The following is a 15,830-nucleotide window of genomic DNA, read 5'->3' as shown; positions in this document are numbered from 1 at the left end:
GCGGGCGGGGTCAGGGGTGGAACGGGAGGCCCGCGTCGGCGGCCAGCTCCAGGCCCTCGGCGTCGGGCGGGGGCAGCAGGGTGGCCGAGCCGTCCGTGACGGCGACGACTCCGAGCTCCAGCAGTTCGGCCATCGCGGCGCCGCCGGCCATGTCGCGCACCTGGAGCTGATAGCGGGCCGTGGTGCGGTACGCGCCGCCCGCGTCGTCCCCGGTGCGCTGGAGGAAGCCCGAGTCGGTGAGGAAGGCGACGGCCTTGCCGATGATGCCGGTGGTGGATCCGGCGAGCCTGCGGGCGTCCTTGGTCGCCCCGGTGGAGCTGCGGCGGGCGTAGACCCTCCATCCCGATTCGAGGCCGGGGGCGTCCGTGGCGGGGTCGGTGTTGTCGCCCTGCTCCTCGGCGCGTTCCTCCAGGCGCCGGCAGGCCTGGCGCACGAAGGCGTCGACGCCGTTGACGGTGATGCGGCCGATGTAGGAGTCGTCGGCGAGGTCCTCGGGCCGGGGGAAGGCCATGGCCGCGACGGCGAGGTGGGCGAGCCCGTGCAGGAAGCGGTCGGCGGAGTCCGAGGACGCGCGCCGGGCGTAGTCGCCCATGCGCACGGCGAAGACCGAGTCCTCGCCCGCGGTGACGGCCATGCCGGCGCGGGTGGAGACCTCCAGGACGACGAGCCCGAGCCCGGTCGCGACGGCGTCGGCCAGCCGGGCGAAGGCGGGCTCCTCACGGTAGCGGCGGAGCAGTTCGGTGTACTCGGTGTCGCGGGCGGGCATCAGCTTCGGCTGCAGTCCGAACGAGACCAGCCGGGCGGCGTCGGCCGCGTCCGCTGGTGTCACCGCCGCGGGAGCGGCCGGCCGTGCGGGCTCGGGCGCGTACGCGGGGGGCTGGTCGCCCCACGCTTCGGTGTGCTCGGCGTACTGCTCGCTCAACTCGGTGACTCCTCGGTGCGGGTGCCGCGCTCGGGCGGCTGCGGTCGGGGGCTGGGTCCGTGGACGCTCATGAGGCGTCCTTGCGGTCCGCGGCCATGCCCGCCGCGTCCAGCAGGGCCATGCCCACTATCAGGTCGGCCCCGCCGAATTCGTGGTCCTCCAGGGCCGTGCCGTCGTCGACGGCGAACAGCAGCCTGCGCTCGCCCTGGCGGTACGCCGTACCGACGGGCGGGCTGGCCGCGTGCACGGCGAGCAGGGCGACCAGATAGGGCAGTTCGGGGTCCCGCAGCCGGGCCTCGGCGAGCAGTCCGGAGAGCCGGCGGGGGGCGTCGTGCTCCAGGTCGAGCAGTTCCATGGCGCTCGCGAGCTGCTCCTCGCTGAACCGGCTGTCGTCCGGGGTGGCAATGAGGTCGGGTTCGGGCATCTCGGCCCCCAGGTGCTCCCGTTCCACCGGGGGCGTCAGGAGCAGGTCGACGAGGTCGCCGACGCGGACCGAGGCGGGGGTGCGCAGTCCGGTGCCGTGCGCGAAGAAGGCGTCGGTGACCCGGGTGGCCTCCTCGACCGGGAGCGGGAGGAGGGGGACGACGAGCTGGCCGTACAGGTCGAGGCCTGCCTGTGCGGTGGGGGCGGCGAAGGCCTGCCGGTCCTGTTCGGCGCGGAACAGCGGGCCGGCGTCCAGCAGCCTGGACTGGAGCTGGGTGTGACGGCGGATGCAGTCCTTCACGATGTCCACGAGCTCCGCGGCACGGCGCTTGTTCTCGGGCTCCTCCGCCTCGTCCCTGGCCTTGCGGATGTTGGTGAGGATCGCGTTCTCGTGGCGGTAGCGGTCGGCGACGTGGTCCAGCGCCTCGGCGATCATGTCCGGGACGGCGTTGAGCCAGTCCACGGCGCGGACGTTGCGGCGGGTCGCGTCCAGGGTCCTGCGGAGCGTCTCGGCGTACTGCACGGTGCGGTAGCGGGCCTGTTCGGCCGCGAGCTGGGCGTCGGCGAGGCGGCCCCGGCTGATGAGGACCTCCAGCTTCACCTCGGCGGCGATCTGGGCGCTGGTGACGTCCGTGTCCAGGGCGCCGACGAGGACGTTCACCGCCTCGTCGGTGGCGCGGAGGTAGACGGTGCCGCCGTGGCCCGGGACTTCCTCGATGAGCTTGAAGTCGTAGTCCCTGCGGACGTAGACGCCGTCGGGCCCGAAGGTGCCGTACACGGCGCGGAAACCGCGGTCCACGCTGCCGACGTTGATCAGGTTGTCCAGCACCCAGCGGGCGACCCGCTCGTGCTCGGTGACCGGCCGGCGCGGGGCCTGGGCCGCGACCCTGGGGAGCAGTCTCGCCACTATCTGGTCGTGGTCGGCCCCGGTGTCGAAGTCCATGTTGAGGGTGACCAGGTCGATCGCGGCGAGGGCGACCTCGGCCATCGCGTAGACCGTGTACTCGCCGGCGAGGTTCGCCTTGCGCACGTCGAGGTCGTGCAGCGGGGCGGTGCAGGCGAGCGCGCGCAGCCGGCGTGAGAGCCCCTCGTCGGCGGCGGGGCCGGGCGCGGGCCTCGGTCCCCCGCTGAGCTGGGGCGCAGCCTTGAAGGTGTCGGCAGGCGAAGTCACGCTGCACAGATTAGGTCCTCGCACCGACAACGGTCGAAACGGCGCAGAAGCACCGGCCGCCAGCGCCGGGGAGCGCACGCCCCGGCCGGTCAGGGCCGCCCGTGACCACCTCCGCCCGGGGTGCGGACGACGAGGACGTCCCCGGGGGCGAGCTCGGCGGTGTCGCAGCCTTCGAGCGGTGTGATGGTCGTGCCGTCGGCCCGTTCCACGTGCTGGTCTCCGAGCGCGCCGGGGCCGCCGCCCGCCATCCCGTACGGCGGGACCCGGCGGTGTGACGACAACAGGGCCACGGTGACGGGTTCGAGGAAGCGGATCCTGCGCTCCACTCCGTCGCCGCCGCGCCGGCGCCCGGCGCCGCCGCTGCCCTCGCGCACGCGGAAGCTCTCCAGCAGCACCGGGTAGCGCCATTCGAGGATCTCCGGGTCGGTGAGCCGCGAGTTGGTCATGTGGGTCTGCACGGCGTCGGCGCCGTCGAAGCCGTCGCCCGCGCCGGATCCGCTCGCGAGGGTCTCGTAGTACTGCACGCGGTCGTTGCCGAAGGTGAGGTTGTTCATCGTCCCGGAGCCCTCCGCCTGCACGCCCAGAGCCGCGTAGAGGGCTCCGGTGACGGCCTGCGAGGTCTCCACGTTGCCCGCGACGGTCGCCGCCGGATGGACGGGGGCCAGCATCGAGCCGTCGGGGATGCGGACGTCCAGGGGTTTCAGGCAGCCGCTGTTGAGCGGGATGTCCTCGTCCACGAGCGTGCGGAAGACGTAGAGGACGGCCGCCATGACGACGGAGCTGGGGGCGTTGAAGTTGCCCCTCTGCTGGGGCGAGGTGCCGGCGAAGTCGAGGACGGCGCCGCGTGCCTCGCGGTCCACCGTCACGGACACCTCGATGACCGCCCCGTTGTCCGTCTCGTAGCGGCAGGAACCGTCACGCAGCCCCGCGACGATCCGGCGCACGGACTCCTCCGCGTTGTCCTGGACGTGGCCCATGTACGCCTCGACGACGTCGGGCCCGAACTGGTCCGTCATGCGCCTGAGTTCCGCGATGCCCTTCTCGTTGGCCGCGATCTGGGCGCGCAGGTCGGCCAGGTTGGTGTCGGGGTCGCGCGAGGGGTGGGCGGCGGAGGTGAGCAGGTGCCTGGTCTCCGTCTCGCGGAGGACTCCGTCGCGCACGAGCGGCCAGTTGTCGAACAGGACCCCCTCCTCGTGGATCGTGCGGCTGAAGGCGGGCATGGAGCCGGGCGTGATCCCGCCGATCTCGGCGTGGTGACCGCGCGAGGCCACCAGGAAGCGCAGCCGGGAACCGGGGCCGCCGGCCGGCTCGTCGAACACGGGGGTCACGACGGTCACGTCGGGCAGGTGGGTCCCGCCGTGGTACGGGTCGTTGACGGCGTAGACGTCACCGGGACGCAGGGAGCCCGCGTTACGCCGCAGCACCTCCTTGATGGACTCGCCCATGGATCCCAGGTGGACCGGGATGTGCGGTGCGTTCGCCACCAGGTTGCCGTCCGCGTCGAACAGCGCGCACGAGAAGTCGAGCCGTTCCTTGATGTTGACGGAGCGGGCGGTGTCGCGCAGCCGCACGCCCATCTGTTCGGCGATCGACATGAAGAGGTTGTTGAACACTTCGAGCATGACCGGGTCCACCCGGGTGCCGACGGCCGTGCGCCCGGGCAGGGGGTCCACCCGCTTCAGCATCAGGTGGCCCGCCGGGCCGGCCGCGGCCTGCCAGCCGGGGTCGACGACGGTGGTGGCGTCGGCCTCGGTGACGACGGCCGGGCCGGTCACGGTGTCGTCCGGGCGCAGACCGGCGCGCCGGTACAGGCCCGCTTCGCGCCATCCGCCGCCGGTGAAGACGGGGACGGTGCCGAGCGCCGCGAGCGGCCCCTCACGCTGGACCGTGGCGGTGCCGGGCAGCGTGTGGGGCCCTGTCGTGCCGGTGGCCTCCACGGAGACCGCCTCGACGACGAGGGGCCTGTCCATGGTGAATCCGTAGCGGGCCCGGTGCGCCTCGGTGAACTCCCCGGTCATGGCCGCGGGCGTGCCGTGGGCCACGGCCAGCGCGGCGTCCGTACCGGAGTAGCGCAGGAGGATCCTGGCCCGGGTGCGGATGGCGTCGTCGGGTACGCCGTCGGCACGGAGGTCGGCGCGCGTGCGTCCGGCCAGTGCGTCGCAGATCTCGCCGACCCGGTCCGCGGCCGCGTCGTCCAGCTCGGTCTCGACGGACTGCTCGCGCATCGCCGTGGCGTCGGCGAGGCCGATCCCGTACGCCGAGAGGACCCCGGCGAGCGGCGGCACGAGGACGGTGCCGATGCCCAGGGCGTCGGCGACGGCACAGACGTGCTGCCCGCCCGCACCGCCGAAGCCGGTGAGGGCGTAGCCGGTGATGTCGTGGCCCCGCTGGACGGAGATCTTCTTGACGGCGTTCGCCATGTTGAGCACGGCGATCTCCAGGAAGCCCGCGGCGACCTCGGCCCCGGTGCGGGGCCTGCCCGTGGCCGACGACACCTCCTCGGCCAGCGCCTCGAAGCGTTCGCGGACGAGCCGCGCGTCGAGGGGCTGGTCGCCCTCCGGGCCGAAGACCGCCGGGAAGTGGCCGGGGAGGACGCGGCCGAGCATCACATTGGCGTCGGTGACGGTGAGCGGCCCGCCCCGCCGGTAGCAGGCGGGGCCCGGGTCCGCGCCGGCCGAGTCGGGGCCGACGCGGTAGCGCCGTCCGTCGAAGTGCAGGACGGAGCCGCCGCCCGCGGCGACGGTGTGGATGCTCATCATCGGGGCGCTCATCCGCACCCCTGCCACCTGGGTGCCCAGTTCGCGCTCGAACTCCCCGGCGTAGTGGGACACGTCGGTGGAGGTGCCGCCCATGTCGAAGCCGATGACCCGCTCGTAGCCGGCCTGCTCCGACGTGCGGACCATGCCGACGACCCCTCCGGCCGGGCCGGAGAGCACCGCGTCCTTGCCACGGAAGTGGGCGGCCTCGCGCAGTCCGCCGTTGGACTGCATGAACATGAGCCTGATCCCGGCGAGTTCACCGGCGACCTCGTCGACGTAGCGGCGCAGGATCGGTGAGAGGTAGGCGTCGACGACGGTGGTGTCACCGCGGGGCACCAGCTTGATCAGCGGACTGACCTCGTGCGAGCAGCTGATCTGGGTGAAACCGGCGGCCACGGCCTCCTCGGCGACGGCGCGTTCGTGCTCCGGGTGGCGGTAGCCGTGCATGAGCACGACGGCCGCGCTGCGGATGCCCTCGTGCGCGACCGCCCTCAGGCCGGCTGCCACCGCCGCGCGGTCCAGGGGCCTCACGACCTCCCCGCGGGCGTCGACGCGCTCCGGGACCTCCACGACGCGGTCGTAGACGGCCTCCGGGAGCAGGATGCGGCGGTCGAAGAGGCGGGGCCGGTTCTGGTACGCGATCCTCAGGGCGTCCCGGAAGCCCTCGGTGATGACCAGCACGGTCGGCTCGCCCCGCCGCTCCAGGAGGGCGTTGGTGGCGACGGTGGTGCCCATCTTCACCCCGGCGACCCGGTCGGCCGGAACCGGCTCCCCGGGTTCCAGGTCCAGCAGCAGCCGGATCCCGGCGACGGCGGCGTCGCGGTAGCGGTCCGGGTCGTACGACAGAAGCTTGCGGGAGACCAGGCGGCCACCGGGGTCACGTCCCACCACGTCCGTGAAGGTGCCGCCGCGGTCGATCCAGAACTCCCACCGTCCGGTCATCCCTCCATTCTGGTGCGGGGGGCGGACCCCCGCAGGGAGGGCGCGGGAGGGCGGACCGGCCGCGGGACGTACCCTGCCGCCGTCCGGCCGTTCGCCGTTACGGCTCGCCCGGCGGACGGCCCCGGGCGTCCCGGGGCCATCGGCTCAGAGGGCGGATGCGTCCGGTCCGATCCTGCTGCGTACCGCCGTCTGGACCTCGGCCTCCTCGGCCGGGTCGGCGGCGAGCCTGCGCAGGCGCTCGGCGACCCTGATGTCGCCGGTCTCGGCGTGCAGCGCGGCGAGTTCCCTGGTGGTCTCCTCGCAGTCCCAGAGGCACTCGACGGCGAATCCGGTGGGGAAGGAGGGGTCCGTGGCGGCCAGGGCGCGGGCGGCCCGTCCCCTCAGGTGCGACGAGGACGTCTCCCGGTACACATGGCGCAGCACCGGTGCGGCGCAGCCGATGCCGAGGCGTCCCGTGCCGTCGACGAGGGTCCACAGGCGAGGTGCGTCGGGGCCGTCCCCGCGTACGGCCTCCCGCAGGGCGCCGAGGACGAGCTGTGCGTCGCGTGCGGTGCCCCGGCAGGCGAGGACTCCGGCGGCGGAGGCTCCGAGGGCGTCGGGCCGGTGGGCCCAGCGCCGTGCGCGGTCGACCGCCGCGTCCCCGGCCATGCGCTCGAAGGCGGCCACGGCGGCGTCGGCGACCAGCGGCGACGGACCGACGACCGCTTGTTCGACGAGGTCGAGCAGGTCGGGGTCCTGGACCTGGGCCAGGTAGTGCAGGGCGGCGCACCGGGCGCCCTCGGCGCCGTCGCGCGCGGCCTCGACGATCGCGGGCCGGTCCTCCGCACCGGCGACGGCGGCGAGACAGCGGGCAGCGGGGACGTGGAGCGCGCTGCCGCGCTCCAGCCCTTCCTGGGCCCAGTCGAGCACCGCCTGGACGCTCCAGCCCGGGCGCGGGCCGCGAGGGCTCATCTGACGCTGCCAGCGGTCGAAGGAGCCCTGCTCCGTCGCCGCCCTGATGCGGGCGCCGACCGCCTCGCGGGGGTCGTCGGCCCAGAGCCGCCAGGGCCGGGGTTCGAAGGCGTCCCGCACGGTGGCGGCGAGTGCGGCGGAGCCCTCGGCCGTGGCGGGGAACCGGGCCAGTACCGGCTCGGCGAGGGAGCGCAGGCCGGCGTCGTCGTCGCGCAGGGCCAGCTCGTCCAGCGCCCAGGCCCAGTTGGCACCGGTCGCCGCGTAGCGCCGGAGGAGGGCGAGGGCGTCGCCGCGTCCGTAGGAGGCGAGGTGCCCGAGTACGGCGAGGGCCAGGCCCGTGCGGGAGTCGTCGGTGTCGAGGTGGTCCTCGGGGTCCGAGAGGTGCCGCTCGATCTCCTCGACACCGCCGTCGAGGTCGAGGTAGAGGCGGGCGTAGTAGAGGCTGCGGTTCTCCACCTGCCAGTCATGACGCGGATCGCTCAGGACGCAGTGGTTGAGAGCCGCGAGGGCCTCGGGGCGCGGTGCGGCGAGCGCGTGGAGCGTGCCGTCGCCGCGGCCCCTCTGCAGCAGGCCGAGCAGTGTGCCGCTCGGCGCTATGAACGGATCGAACATGGGGAAAGCCTCACATCAAGCTGTCGACGCAACCGGGACTGTGCTGTTCCATGTGCCGGGGAGACATCCCCTAGGCCGCGCAGCAACATGATCGGCCGACCGCCGTCTTCTGCCTGGTGCTCATCTTCCTCTGCCTCTCGTCGGTGGCCCGGAGCGGGCCCGCGACGTCATGATGACCCAGCCATTTCGCCGACGCGACCACATTTACGGCGCAACGCCCCGCAGGCGGTCCGGGCGGCGTCTCAGCGTGCACCGAAGAGTTCCAGCAGGTCGTCCTTGCCGAACATGCGCGCGGTGTCCACCGCGGACGGCGTCCCGGCGGCCGGATCGGCGCCCGCGGCGAGCAGGGCGTCGATCACCGGGCGCTCGCCCTTGAAGACGGCTCCGGCGAGCGGGGTCTGCCCGCGGTCGTTCGCGCGGTCGGGGTCGGCACCGCGGTCCGCGAGTGCCACGACGGCGGGGGCGTGCCCGTGGTAGGCCGCGAGCATGAGCAGGGTGTCGCCCCGGTCGTTGGTGAGGTTCGCGGGGACGCCCGCGTCGACGTAGGCGGCGAGCGTGTCGCTCTCGCCCCGGCGGGCCAGGTCGAAGACCTTGGTCGCCAGTTCGATCACCTCGGGATCGGGGGTTTCGCTCATCGGAGGGACCGCCTTCCGTTGCCGTTGCCGACCTGGTGGGGGAGTACGGCGGGGGGACCGTACGAGTGAATCGACAGGGTACTGCTCCCGGGCCTTCGTCAGCCTGCCCCGATGAGGTGCAAGGTCACGGTGGCGGGCACCGCTCCCCCGCCGGGACGGGCGGGAAGCGGTTCCCGGAGGGCTCCCCGGGATCCGCCTTCTGCCCTCCGGTCAGGTGAAAACGGCGGATATTCACTCACTTGCACCTTTTATCGTATTGATACATCTTGTGATCCTGGAAGTACTCATGGTGACTGTCCCCTCAACCAGGAGAACCGCTCATGATCCTCTCCATCTCGGGCGTGGTACTGCTCGGCATCATCGCCTTCCTCTTCTTCAAGAAGGACGGGCTCAAGGCCTCCCACGGCCTCATCTGCGCGCTGTTCGGCTTCTACCTGGCCGGCACCGCCATCGCCCCCAGCATCACCGCCGGCGGGGCGAGCCTCGCCAGCATGCTGGGCGGGATCAAGTTCTGACGCTCCGAAACCCTCCCCACCCCCCTCCAGGAGACAGACGTGGCCCGGCGACCACTCCCCCGCATTCTGAGCAGCGGCAGCGCTTCGATCACCCGCAGTCGGGAGATCGCGCGCACGGCCGCCGACAACGCCACCGACGTCCTTCATCCGCTGATCACGGTCACCCGTGGACTGCGGCTGCTGGCGGGAGCAGGGCGGCAGAAGTGGGCCGCGACACCCAGGGAACGGCGTGGACAAGCGCTGTTCCTCGTCGCGGCCTGCGTACTGGCGGTGGCGCTCATCCCCTACGGGCCGCTGCTGGCCCTCATCTCGGTGATGGGCGCCGCCGCGTGGCGGGGGCGCGACCGCACCCCTGCGAGCACCGGCCCGGACGAGGCGGGGGCCGCCCGCCTTCGGGCCCTGTACGAGGCCCTGGTGCCGCACTTCTCGGTGGCCGACGACCCCGGTCCGCTGTTCTCCCACGGCGGCGACTGGGAGAAGGCCTTCGAGACGTCGTACGCCTTCGACGACGACGGGCGGCTCACCCGGCTCCGGGTGAACTACCCCGCGTACTTCACCGACGGCGATCCCGGTGCGCGTGCCCGGGTCGAGCAGGTGCTCCACGCGAAGTCCGGCCGCGGCCGCGAATACCACTTCGTCTGGGACGAGGAGGCCAACCACCTCTCGATGGCCGTGCTCCCCGCCCTCCCCACCACCATCGCCGCCCAGCGGTTCGTCACCGCGCCCGGCGAGGCCGTGCTGGGCTTCACCGACCCCGGCGCGGTGCCCCGCACCGTCCCGGTCCAGGACGGCGACGCGACACGCGACGCCTCACCGGTGATCTGGCGGACGGGCGCCCGCTCCACGGAGCCGCACCTGCTGGTCGCCGGGCACCCCGGCAGCGGCGCCACGACCCTGATGCGCTCGCTCGCTCTGCAGGCCCTCCAGCACGGCGACGTCCTCGTCGTCGAGGGAAGCGGCACGGGAGAGTACGGCTTCCTGGCCGGACGGGACGGTGTACTGGCCGTGGAGCGCGGTCTCGCCGGCGCCCTCTCGACCCTCGAATGGGCGGCGCACGAGACGGAACGGCGCCTCATCGCCGCGAACCGGGCCCGCCAGGCGGGGCACCCCGAGCCCGAGGACATCCGGCGTCCCCTCTGGATCCTGCTGGACCGGCCGAGCGCCCTGGGACACCTGGCGGCGGCGGACGGCAGGCAGGACCCGCAGGAACTGCTCCAGGTGCCACTGCGGCACGGCCGCGCCGCGGGTGTGACGGTGGTGGTCGCCGAGCAGCTGGACAGCCTGGACACCCTGACCGAGGCCGTGCGCACCCACACCCGCGCGCGGGCCGTCCTCGGCCCCGCCACCAGCGAGCAGGTCGAGTCCGTGCTGGGCGCCCAGCCCCACACCACCCCGACCGACGACGTGCCTCCCGGCCGGGGCTACACGCGTCTGGGCGCGGGGCCGGTGCTGCGGCTCCAGGTCCCTGCCACTCCGGACCCGCACGACGACGCCACAAGCGACGCGCACCGGCAGGCCGTGCTCCACCTGCTGCCGGGCGGAGCGCCCACCGTGGAGAAGAGCGCCGGCAGGAGCCTGGAGAAGGTGCCCCCCGGCCCCTCGCCCCTGCACGCCGATCCGCTCGTCTCGGCCCCCGCCGCCGCGGAGGGCTGAGCGCGGGTGCCTCAGGCCACGAACGACCGGGGTGTCTCCGCCCCCGCCGCGGCTCCCGAGCGGACCAGCTCGGCAGCCGCGGCGAGCCGCTGGGCCGCCTCGTCCGCCACCGGACCGCCCACGGTGAACGGCAGGCGCACATATCCCTCGAAGGCGCCGTCGACCCCGAACCGGGGACCCGAGGGCACGCGCACGCCGACCCGCTCGCCCGCCACGGCCAGCCGGGAGCCCGACAGCCCACCGCTGCGCACCCACAGCGTGAGGCCGCCGCGGGGCACCGCGAACTCCCACTCGGGGAGTTCGCGGCGCAGCGCCCGCACCAGGTCGTCCCGGTTCTGCTTCGCCTGCCCGCGCCGGACGGCCACCGCCTGCTCCCAGCCGCCCGTGCGCATCAGCCAGTTGATGGCGAGCTGTTCCAGGACGGGTGTGCCCATGTCCGCGTAGGCGCGCGCGGCGACCAGGCTGCGGATGACGTCGGGCGCGGCCCTGACCCAGCCGATCCGCATCCCGGCCCAGAACGCCTTGCTGGCGGATCCGACGGTCAGGACCGTGCTGCCGGCGGGGTCGAAGGCGCACACCCGGCGCGGCATCTCCACGTCCGCGTCCAGATGGAGCTCGTGCATGGTCTCGTCGACCACCAGGACCGTGCCCGCGGAACGGGCGGCCTCGACGAGTGCGCGCCGCTGCTGCTCGTCGGCCAGGGCGCCGGTCGGGTTGTGGAAGTCGGCGACGACGTACGCCAGCCGTGGAGCCGCGTCCCGCAGCACCTGCCGCCAGCGGTTCATGTCCCAGCCGCCCAGCCCCTCCTCCATCGCCACGGGTACCAGCCTGGCGCCCGCCTCCCGCATGAGCTGGAGGATGTTGGCGTAGCTCGGGGACTCGACGGCGATGCGCTCACCGCGCCCGGCGAAGAGGTGGCAGATGGCGTCGATGGCTCCCATGGCTCCCGTGGTGACCATGATCTGTTCCGGCATCGTGGGGATGCCCCGCTCGGAGTACCGGTCCGCGATCATCTGCCGCAGTGCCGGGAGGCCGGCCGGGTAGTCCCCGTGGGTGTGCGCGTACGGGGGCAGTTCCTCCAGAGCGCCCTGCACGGCCCGGGTCAGCCACGGCTCGGGGGCGGGCAGCGAGGCGCAGCCCAGGTCGATCATGGAGCCGAGCGATTCGGGGGGCAGCGGTTCGAGGCCGCGGGCGGGCAGCGGGTTGCCCGCCGGGACCGCGGTCCAGCTGCCCGCCCCTCGGCGCGACTCCAGGAAGCCCTCGGCGCGCAGCGCCTCGTAGGCGGCGGCCACGGTGGTCCGGCTGTGGGACAGGGCGAGCGCGAGTTCGCGCTCGGCGGGCAGCCGGGCGGCGACCGGGACCCGGCCCTCCAGGACGAGCAGGCGCACCCCGTCGGCGAGCGCCCGGTAGGCGGGGGGTTTGCGGCCGCCCGGCGCCAGGGGCCGCGCCTGCTGCGCCCGGAGCTGCCGGGCCAGCTGAGCCGCGCCGACCGTCGAAGTCCACTGGGGCATGGAAATCAGTCCACCTTCCTCGGATTGGCCGTGGTTGGCGGCCGATCCCCCGCCACAGAGTGACATGCAGCAGTCCACTACGACCATACGGGGGCACCACTTGTCCGACATAACCGTCCGGAGCGGCACCCGGGTCCCCCGGCGGCTGACCCACCTGTACGTGGGCCTGGCCCTGTACGGGGCGAGTTCGGCGCTCCTGGTCCGGGCCGGGCTGGGACTCGAACCGTGGGGCGTCCTGCATCAGGGGCTCGCGGAGCGCACCGGCGTCTCGATCGGCGTCGTCTCGATCGCCGTCGGAGCGGTCGTGCTCCTCCTGTGGATCCCGATCAGGCAGCGCCCCGGGCTCGGCACCGTGTCCAACGTCTTCGCCGTCGGGCTCGCGATGGACGGCACGCTCGCCCTCGTACCGGACGTGCACGGCCTCGCGGTCCGGATCCCGGTGATGGCCGCCGGCATCGTGCTCAACGGGGTCGCCACCGGGCTGTACATCTCGGCTCGTTTCGGCCCCGGCCCGCGCGACGGCCTGATGACCGGTCTGCACCGGCTGACCGGCCGCTCCATCCGGCTGGTGCGCACGGCGATCGAGGTCGCGGTCGTCGCCACCGGCTTCCTGCTCGGCGGCTCGCTCGGCGCCGGGACGGTCCTGTACGCACTGGCGATCGGCCCTCTCGCGCAGCTCTTCCTGCGCGTCTTCGACCTCCCCGCGCCGGACGCGGGCCGCGGAGACGTTGCCGGACGGCCACCGTCGGGGGCGATACTTCCGCGGTGACCCCTGGACGCCACCCCTATCTGGACCATCCCTCGCCGATCCCCTTCGCGCACCGCGGCGGGGCGGCCGACGGACTGGAGAACACCGCCGCCGCGTTCCGGCGGGCGGCCGAAGCCGGCTACCGCTACTTCGAGACCGATGTGCACGCCACCGCCGACGGCGGCCTCGTCGCCTTCCACGACCCGACACTCGACCGGGTGACGGACGCGCACGGCCGGATCGCCGATCTGCCCTGGGCCGAGGTGCGCCGGGCGAGGGTCGCGGGCCGAGAGCCCCTGCCGCTCTTCGAGGAACTGCTGGAGGAGTTCCCCGGGGCCCGCTGGAACGTCGACATCAAGTCCGAACGGGCCCTCGTCCCGCTCGTCGAACTGATCCGCCGGGCGGACGCCTGGGACCGGGTGTGCGTGGGGTCGTTCTCGGAGGCCCGGGTCGCCCGGGCGCACCGCCTGGCGGGTCCCCGCCTGGCCACGTCCTACGGGGTGCGCGGCATCCTCGGCCTGCGTCTGCGCTCGTACGGCATCCCGGCGGCGCTCAGGGCGGGTGCCGTCTGCGCGCAGGTCCCCGAGAGCCAGAACGGCATCCGCGTCGTCGACCGGAGATTCGTCCGCACCGCGCACGCGCACGGCCTGCAGGTCCACGTCTGGACCGTCAACGAGGCGGCCCGGATGGCCGCGCTCCTGGACCTCGGGGTGGATGGCATCATGACCGATCACATCGAGACGCTGCGCACGGTGCTGAGCGAGCGTGGGGCGTGGGCCTGACGCCGGGACCTGCCGCGTCCGCAGGGGACGAGCGAGGGGGCGCGGCGTGAGCACCGACACCGCAGGAACGGCGGGGCGAAAGGGACAGCCGGCCGGGACCGCCGAGCGCAGGCGGGAGCAACGGGGCTGGTACTTCTACGACTTCGCGTGCTCCGTGTACTCCACGAGTGTCCTCACGGTCTTCCTGGGCCCCTATCTGACGTCCATAGCCAAGGCGGCGGCCGACGCGGACGGGTTCGTGCATCCGCTGGGCCTGCCCGTCCGGGCGGGCTCGCTCTTCGCGTACGCCGTGTCGGTGTCCATCGTCGTGGCCGTGCTCGTCATGCCGGTCGTGGGCGCCGCCGCGGACCGCACGGGACGCAAGAAACCGCTGCTCGCCGCGGCCGCGTACACCGGCGCGACGGCGACGGCCTGCATGTTCTTCCTGGACGGGCACCGCTATCTGCTGGGGGCGTTCCTGCTGGTCGTGGCGAACGCGTCGATCTCGGTGTCGATGGCTCTGTACAACGCCTACCTCCCGCAGATCGCCACCCCGGACGAGCGCGACGCGGTCTCCTCCCGCGGCTGGGCCTTCGGGTACACCTCGGGGGCGTTCGTCCTCGTCCTCAACCTGGTCCTCTACACGGGTCACGACTCGTTCGGGCTCTCGGAGTCCGACGCGGTCCGGATCTGCATCGCCTCGGCCGGGGTGTGGTGGGGCGCCTTCTCCCTCGTGCCGCTGCGGCGCCTGCGTGACCGCCGGGTGGCCCCCGGGGGTGCGGGGGCGGTCGGCTCGGGCTGGCGACAGCTGCGGGCGACGTTGCGCGACATGCGGCGCCATCCGCTCACGCTGTCCTTCCTGCTCGCCTATCTGGTCTACAACGACGGCATCCAGACGGTGATCTCCCAGGCCTCGCTGTACGGCTCCGAGGAACTGGGGCTCGACCAGACGACCCTGATCACGGCGGTGCTGCTCGTCCAGGTGCTCGCGGTGGCGGGCGCGCTGGGCATGGGGCGGCTCGCCCGGCTGTACGGCGCGAAGCGGACCATCCTGGGTTCGCTGGCGGTGTGGACCCTGATCCTCGCCTCGGCGTACGTGCTGCCCGCCGGCGCGCCGGTGTTCTTCTACACGCTGGCCGCCGCGATCGGCCTCGTGCTGGGCGGCAGCCAGGCCCTGTCGCGGTCGCTGTTCTCGCACCTGGTCCCGAGGGGCAAGGAGGCGGAGTACTTCTCCGCCTACGAGATGAGCGACCGGGGACTCAGCTGGCTGGGTCCCCTGGTCTTCGGCCTCGGCTATCAGCTGACCGGCAGCTACCGGGATGCGATCCTGTCCCTGGTGATCTTCTTCGCCCTCGGTTCGGCGCTCCTCTGGAGGGTCCCCGTCCGGGCCGCGGTGGCCGCCGCGGGGAATCCTGTTCCCGAACGGATTTAGACGTTGAAGTGAAAGGCCGGTAGTGTACGCCTTTGGCCTGCCCGGAGGACCGTTACTGCGTGTGGAAGAAGCCAAACCGTTGGGTGACAACTTCGACCAGAGGTGACAAACCGGGCACCGGTGGGTAAGCAACCCAGACAAAGGCAGCGCACGACGGGCGACGCATGACCGGCAACGGGAATCTTTACCGCCGACCGGACGTTGACCGGATGACGACGACAGCGACTTCTGTCCTGTGGGCGACAAGCCCGGGAGGCACGATTCATGAGTGAGCGAGCTCTCCGCGGCACGCGACTCGTGGTTACCAGCTACGAGACGGACCGCGGCATCGATCTGGCCCCGCGCCAGGCGGTGGAGTACGCATGCCCGAACGGACATCGTTTTGAGATGCCGTTCTCGGTAGAGGCGGAAATTCCGCCGGAGTGGGAGTGCAAGGCGTGCGGCGCCACGGCACTCCTGGTGGACGGGGATGGCCCCGAGGAGAAGAAGGGCAAGCCTGCGCGTACGCACTGGGACATGCTCATGGAGCGACGCACCCGCGAGGAGCTGGAGGAGGTGCTGGCCGAGAGGCTGGCCGTCCTGCGCTCCGGCGCCATGAACATCGCCGTGCACCCGCGTGACAGCAGGAAGTCCGCCTGACCGCGAGACCACCGCACAGCCGCAAGAGCCGCGGGGGGGGGGCCCCGGGGGGGGGGGGGGGGGGCCCCCCCGGCGGGGGGGGGGGGGGGGGCGGGGCCGGCCGCGGGGGGGGGGGGGGGGGCGGCGGCGGGGGGGCGGCGCGCCGGCGGCGGCGCG

Annotated in this window: 12 protein-coding genes; 6 read left to right on the top strand and 6 right to left on the bottom strand. The window is 73.3% G+C overall.

All coding sequences use genetic code 11. From position 1 onward, the window contains the following. Positions 1-10: 10 nt before the first annotated feature. The 5 genes from ACFYY2_RS13290 to ACFYY2_RS13270 form a co-directional block, all read right to left on the bottom strand. Positions 11-922, bottom strand: a complete 912-nt coding sequence (locus ACFYY2_RS13290; protein ID WP_388741261.1) for a hypothetical protein — start codon at positions 920-922, stop codon at positions 11-13. 67 nt (positions 923-989) lie between these two features. Continuing rightward, positions 990-2,516, bottom strand: a complete 1,527-nt coding sequence (locus ACFYY2_RS13285) for a hypothetical protein (protein ID WP_388741259.1) — start codon at positions 2,514-2,516, stop codon at positions 990-992. An 89-nt stretch (positions 2,517-2,605) separates the two neighbouring features. Further along, complete coding sequence (locus tag ACFYY2_RS13280; protein ID WP_388741257.1) at positions 2,606-6,217, bottom strand: hydantoinase B/oxoprolinase family protein; 3,612 nt, start codon at positions 6,215-6,217, stop codon at positions 2,606-2,608. 144 nt (positions 6,218-6,361) lie between these two features. Then, positions 6,362-7,780, bottom strand: a complete 1,419-nt coding sequence (locus ACFYY2_RS13275) for a HEAT repeat domain-containing protein (RefSeq protein WP_388741254.1) — start codon at positions 7,778-7,780, stop codon at positions 6,362-6,364. Positions 7,781-8,022: 242 nt separating this feature from the next. Next, positions 8,023-8,415, bottom strand: coding sequence for an ankyrin repeat domain-containing protein (locus ACFYY2_RS13270; protein ID WP_329035386.1), 393 nt, complete (start codon positions 8,413-8,415; stop codon positions 8,023-8,025). A gap of 320 nt (positions 8,416-8,735) precedes the next feature. Between ACFYY2_RS13270 and ACFYY2_RS13265 the strand changes: the two genes are divergently transcribed. After that, entirely contained in the window at positions 8,736-8,930 is a 195-nt protein-coding gene (locus tag ACFYY2_RS13265) for a hypothetical protein (protein WP_056787333.1), read from the top strand. Positions 8,931-8,969: 39 nt separating this feature from the next. After that, on the top strand, positions 8,970-10,583 hold the full coding sequence (locus ACFYY2_RS13260) for a hypothetical protein (RefSeq protein ID WP_388741251.1): 1,614 nt from the start codon (positions 8,970-8,972) through the stop codon (positions 10,581-10,583). An 11-nt stretch (positions 10,584-10,594) separates the two neighbouring features. Here the strand turns inward: ACFYY2_RS13260 and ACFYY2_RS13255 are convergent, their stop codons facing one another. Then, entirely contained in the window at positions 10,595-12,094 is a 1,500-nt protein-coding gene (locus ACFYY2_RS13255) for a PLP-dependent aminotransferase family protein (RefSeq protein ID WP_388741248.1), read from the bottom strand. A 100-nt stretch (positions 12,095-12,194) separates the two neighbouring features. On the opposite strand from ACFYY2_RS13255, the gene ACFYY2_RS13250 reads away from it, so the two are divergent. The 4 genes from ACFYY2_RS13250 to ACFYY2_RS13235 all read left to right on the top strand — a co-directional run bounded on the left by ACFYY2_RS13250 (position 12,195) and on the right by ACFYY2_RS13235 (position 15,674). After that, on the top strand, positions 12,195-12,863 hold the full coding sequence (locus tag ACFYY2_RS13250; protein ID WP_388741246.1) for a YitT family protein: 669 nt from the start codon (positions 12,195-12,197) through the stop codon (positions 12,861-12,863). Next, entirely contained in the window at positions 12,860-13,624 is a 765-nt protein-coding gene (locus ACFYY2_RS13245; protein ID WP_388741243.1) for a glycerophosphodiester phosphodiesterase family protein, read from the top strand. Before ACFYY2_RS13250 ends, ACFYY2_RS13245 begins: the two co-directional genes overlap by 4 nt. A 46-nt stretch (positions 13,625-13,670) precedes the next feature. Next, a complete protein-coding gene (locus tag ACFYY2_RS13240) occupies positions 13,671-15,035 on the top strand; it encodes an MFS transporter (protein WP_388741240.1) in 1,365 nt (454 codons plus the stop codon). 264 nt (positions 15,036-15,299) lie between these two features. Next, the gene (locus tag ACFYY2_RS13235) at positions 15,300-15,674 is read left to right on the top strand and encodes an RNA polymerase-binding protein RbpA (protein WP_014044757.1); all 375 of its coding nucleotides are present in this window, start codon (positions 15,300-15,302) and stop codon (positions 15,672-15,674) included. Positions 15,675-15,830: the final 156 nt, after the last annotated feature.

The sequence above is a fragment of the Streptomyces sp. NPDC001822 genome (genome assembly GCF_042892135.1).
Taxonomy (GTDB): Bacteria; Actinomycetota; Actinomycetes; order Streptomycetales; family Streptomycetaceae; genus Streptomyces.
This window is presented reverse-complemented; position numbering and strand designations above follow the sequence as displayed.

Bases quoted from the DNA above. Each gene is read 5' to 3' on its own strand.
- ACFYY2_RS13270 (WP_329035386.1), bottom strand. From the start codon at position 8,415: ATGAGCGAAACCCCCGATCCCGAGGTGATCGAACTGGCGACCAAGGTC.
- ACFYY2_RS13280 (WP_388741257.1), bottom strand. From the start codon at position 6,217: ATGACCGGACGGTGGGAGTTCTGGATCGACCGCGGCGGCACCTTCACG.
- ACFYY2_RS13235 (WP_014044757.1), top strand. From the start codon at position 15,300: ATGAGTGAGCGAGCTCTCCGCGGCACGCGACTCGTGGTTACCAGCTAC.
- ACFYY2_RS13275 (WP_388741254.1), bottom strand. From the start codon at position 7,780: ATGTTCGATCCGTTCATAGCGCCGAGCGGCACACTGCTCGGCCTGCTG.
- ACFYY2_RS13265 (WP_056787333.1), top strand. From the start codon at position 8,736: ATGATCCTCTCCATCTCGGGCGTGGTACTGCTCGGCATCATCGCCTTC.
- ACFYY2_RS13255 (WP_388741248.1), bottom strand. From the start codon at position 12,094: ATGCCCCAGTGGACTTCGACGGTCGGCGCGGCTCAGCTGGCCCGGCAG.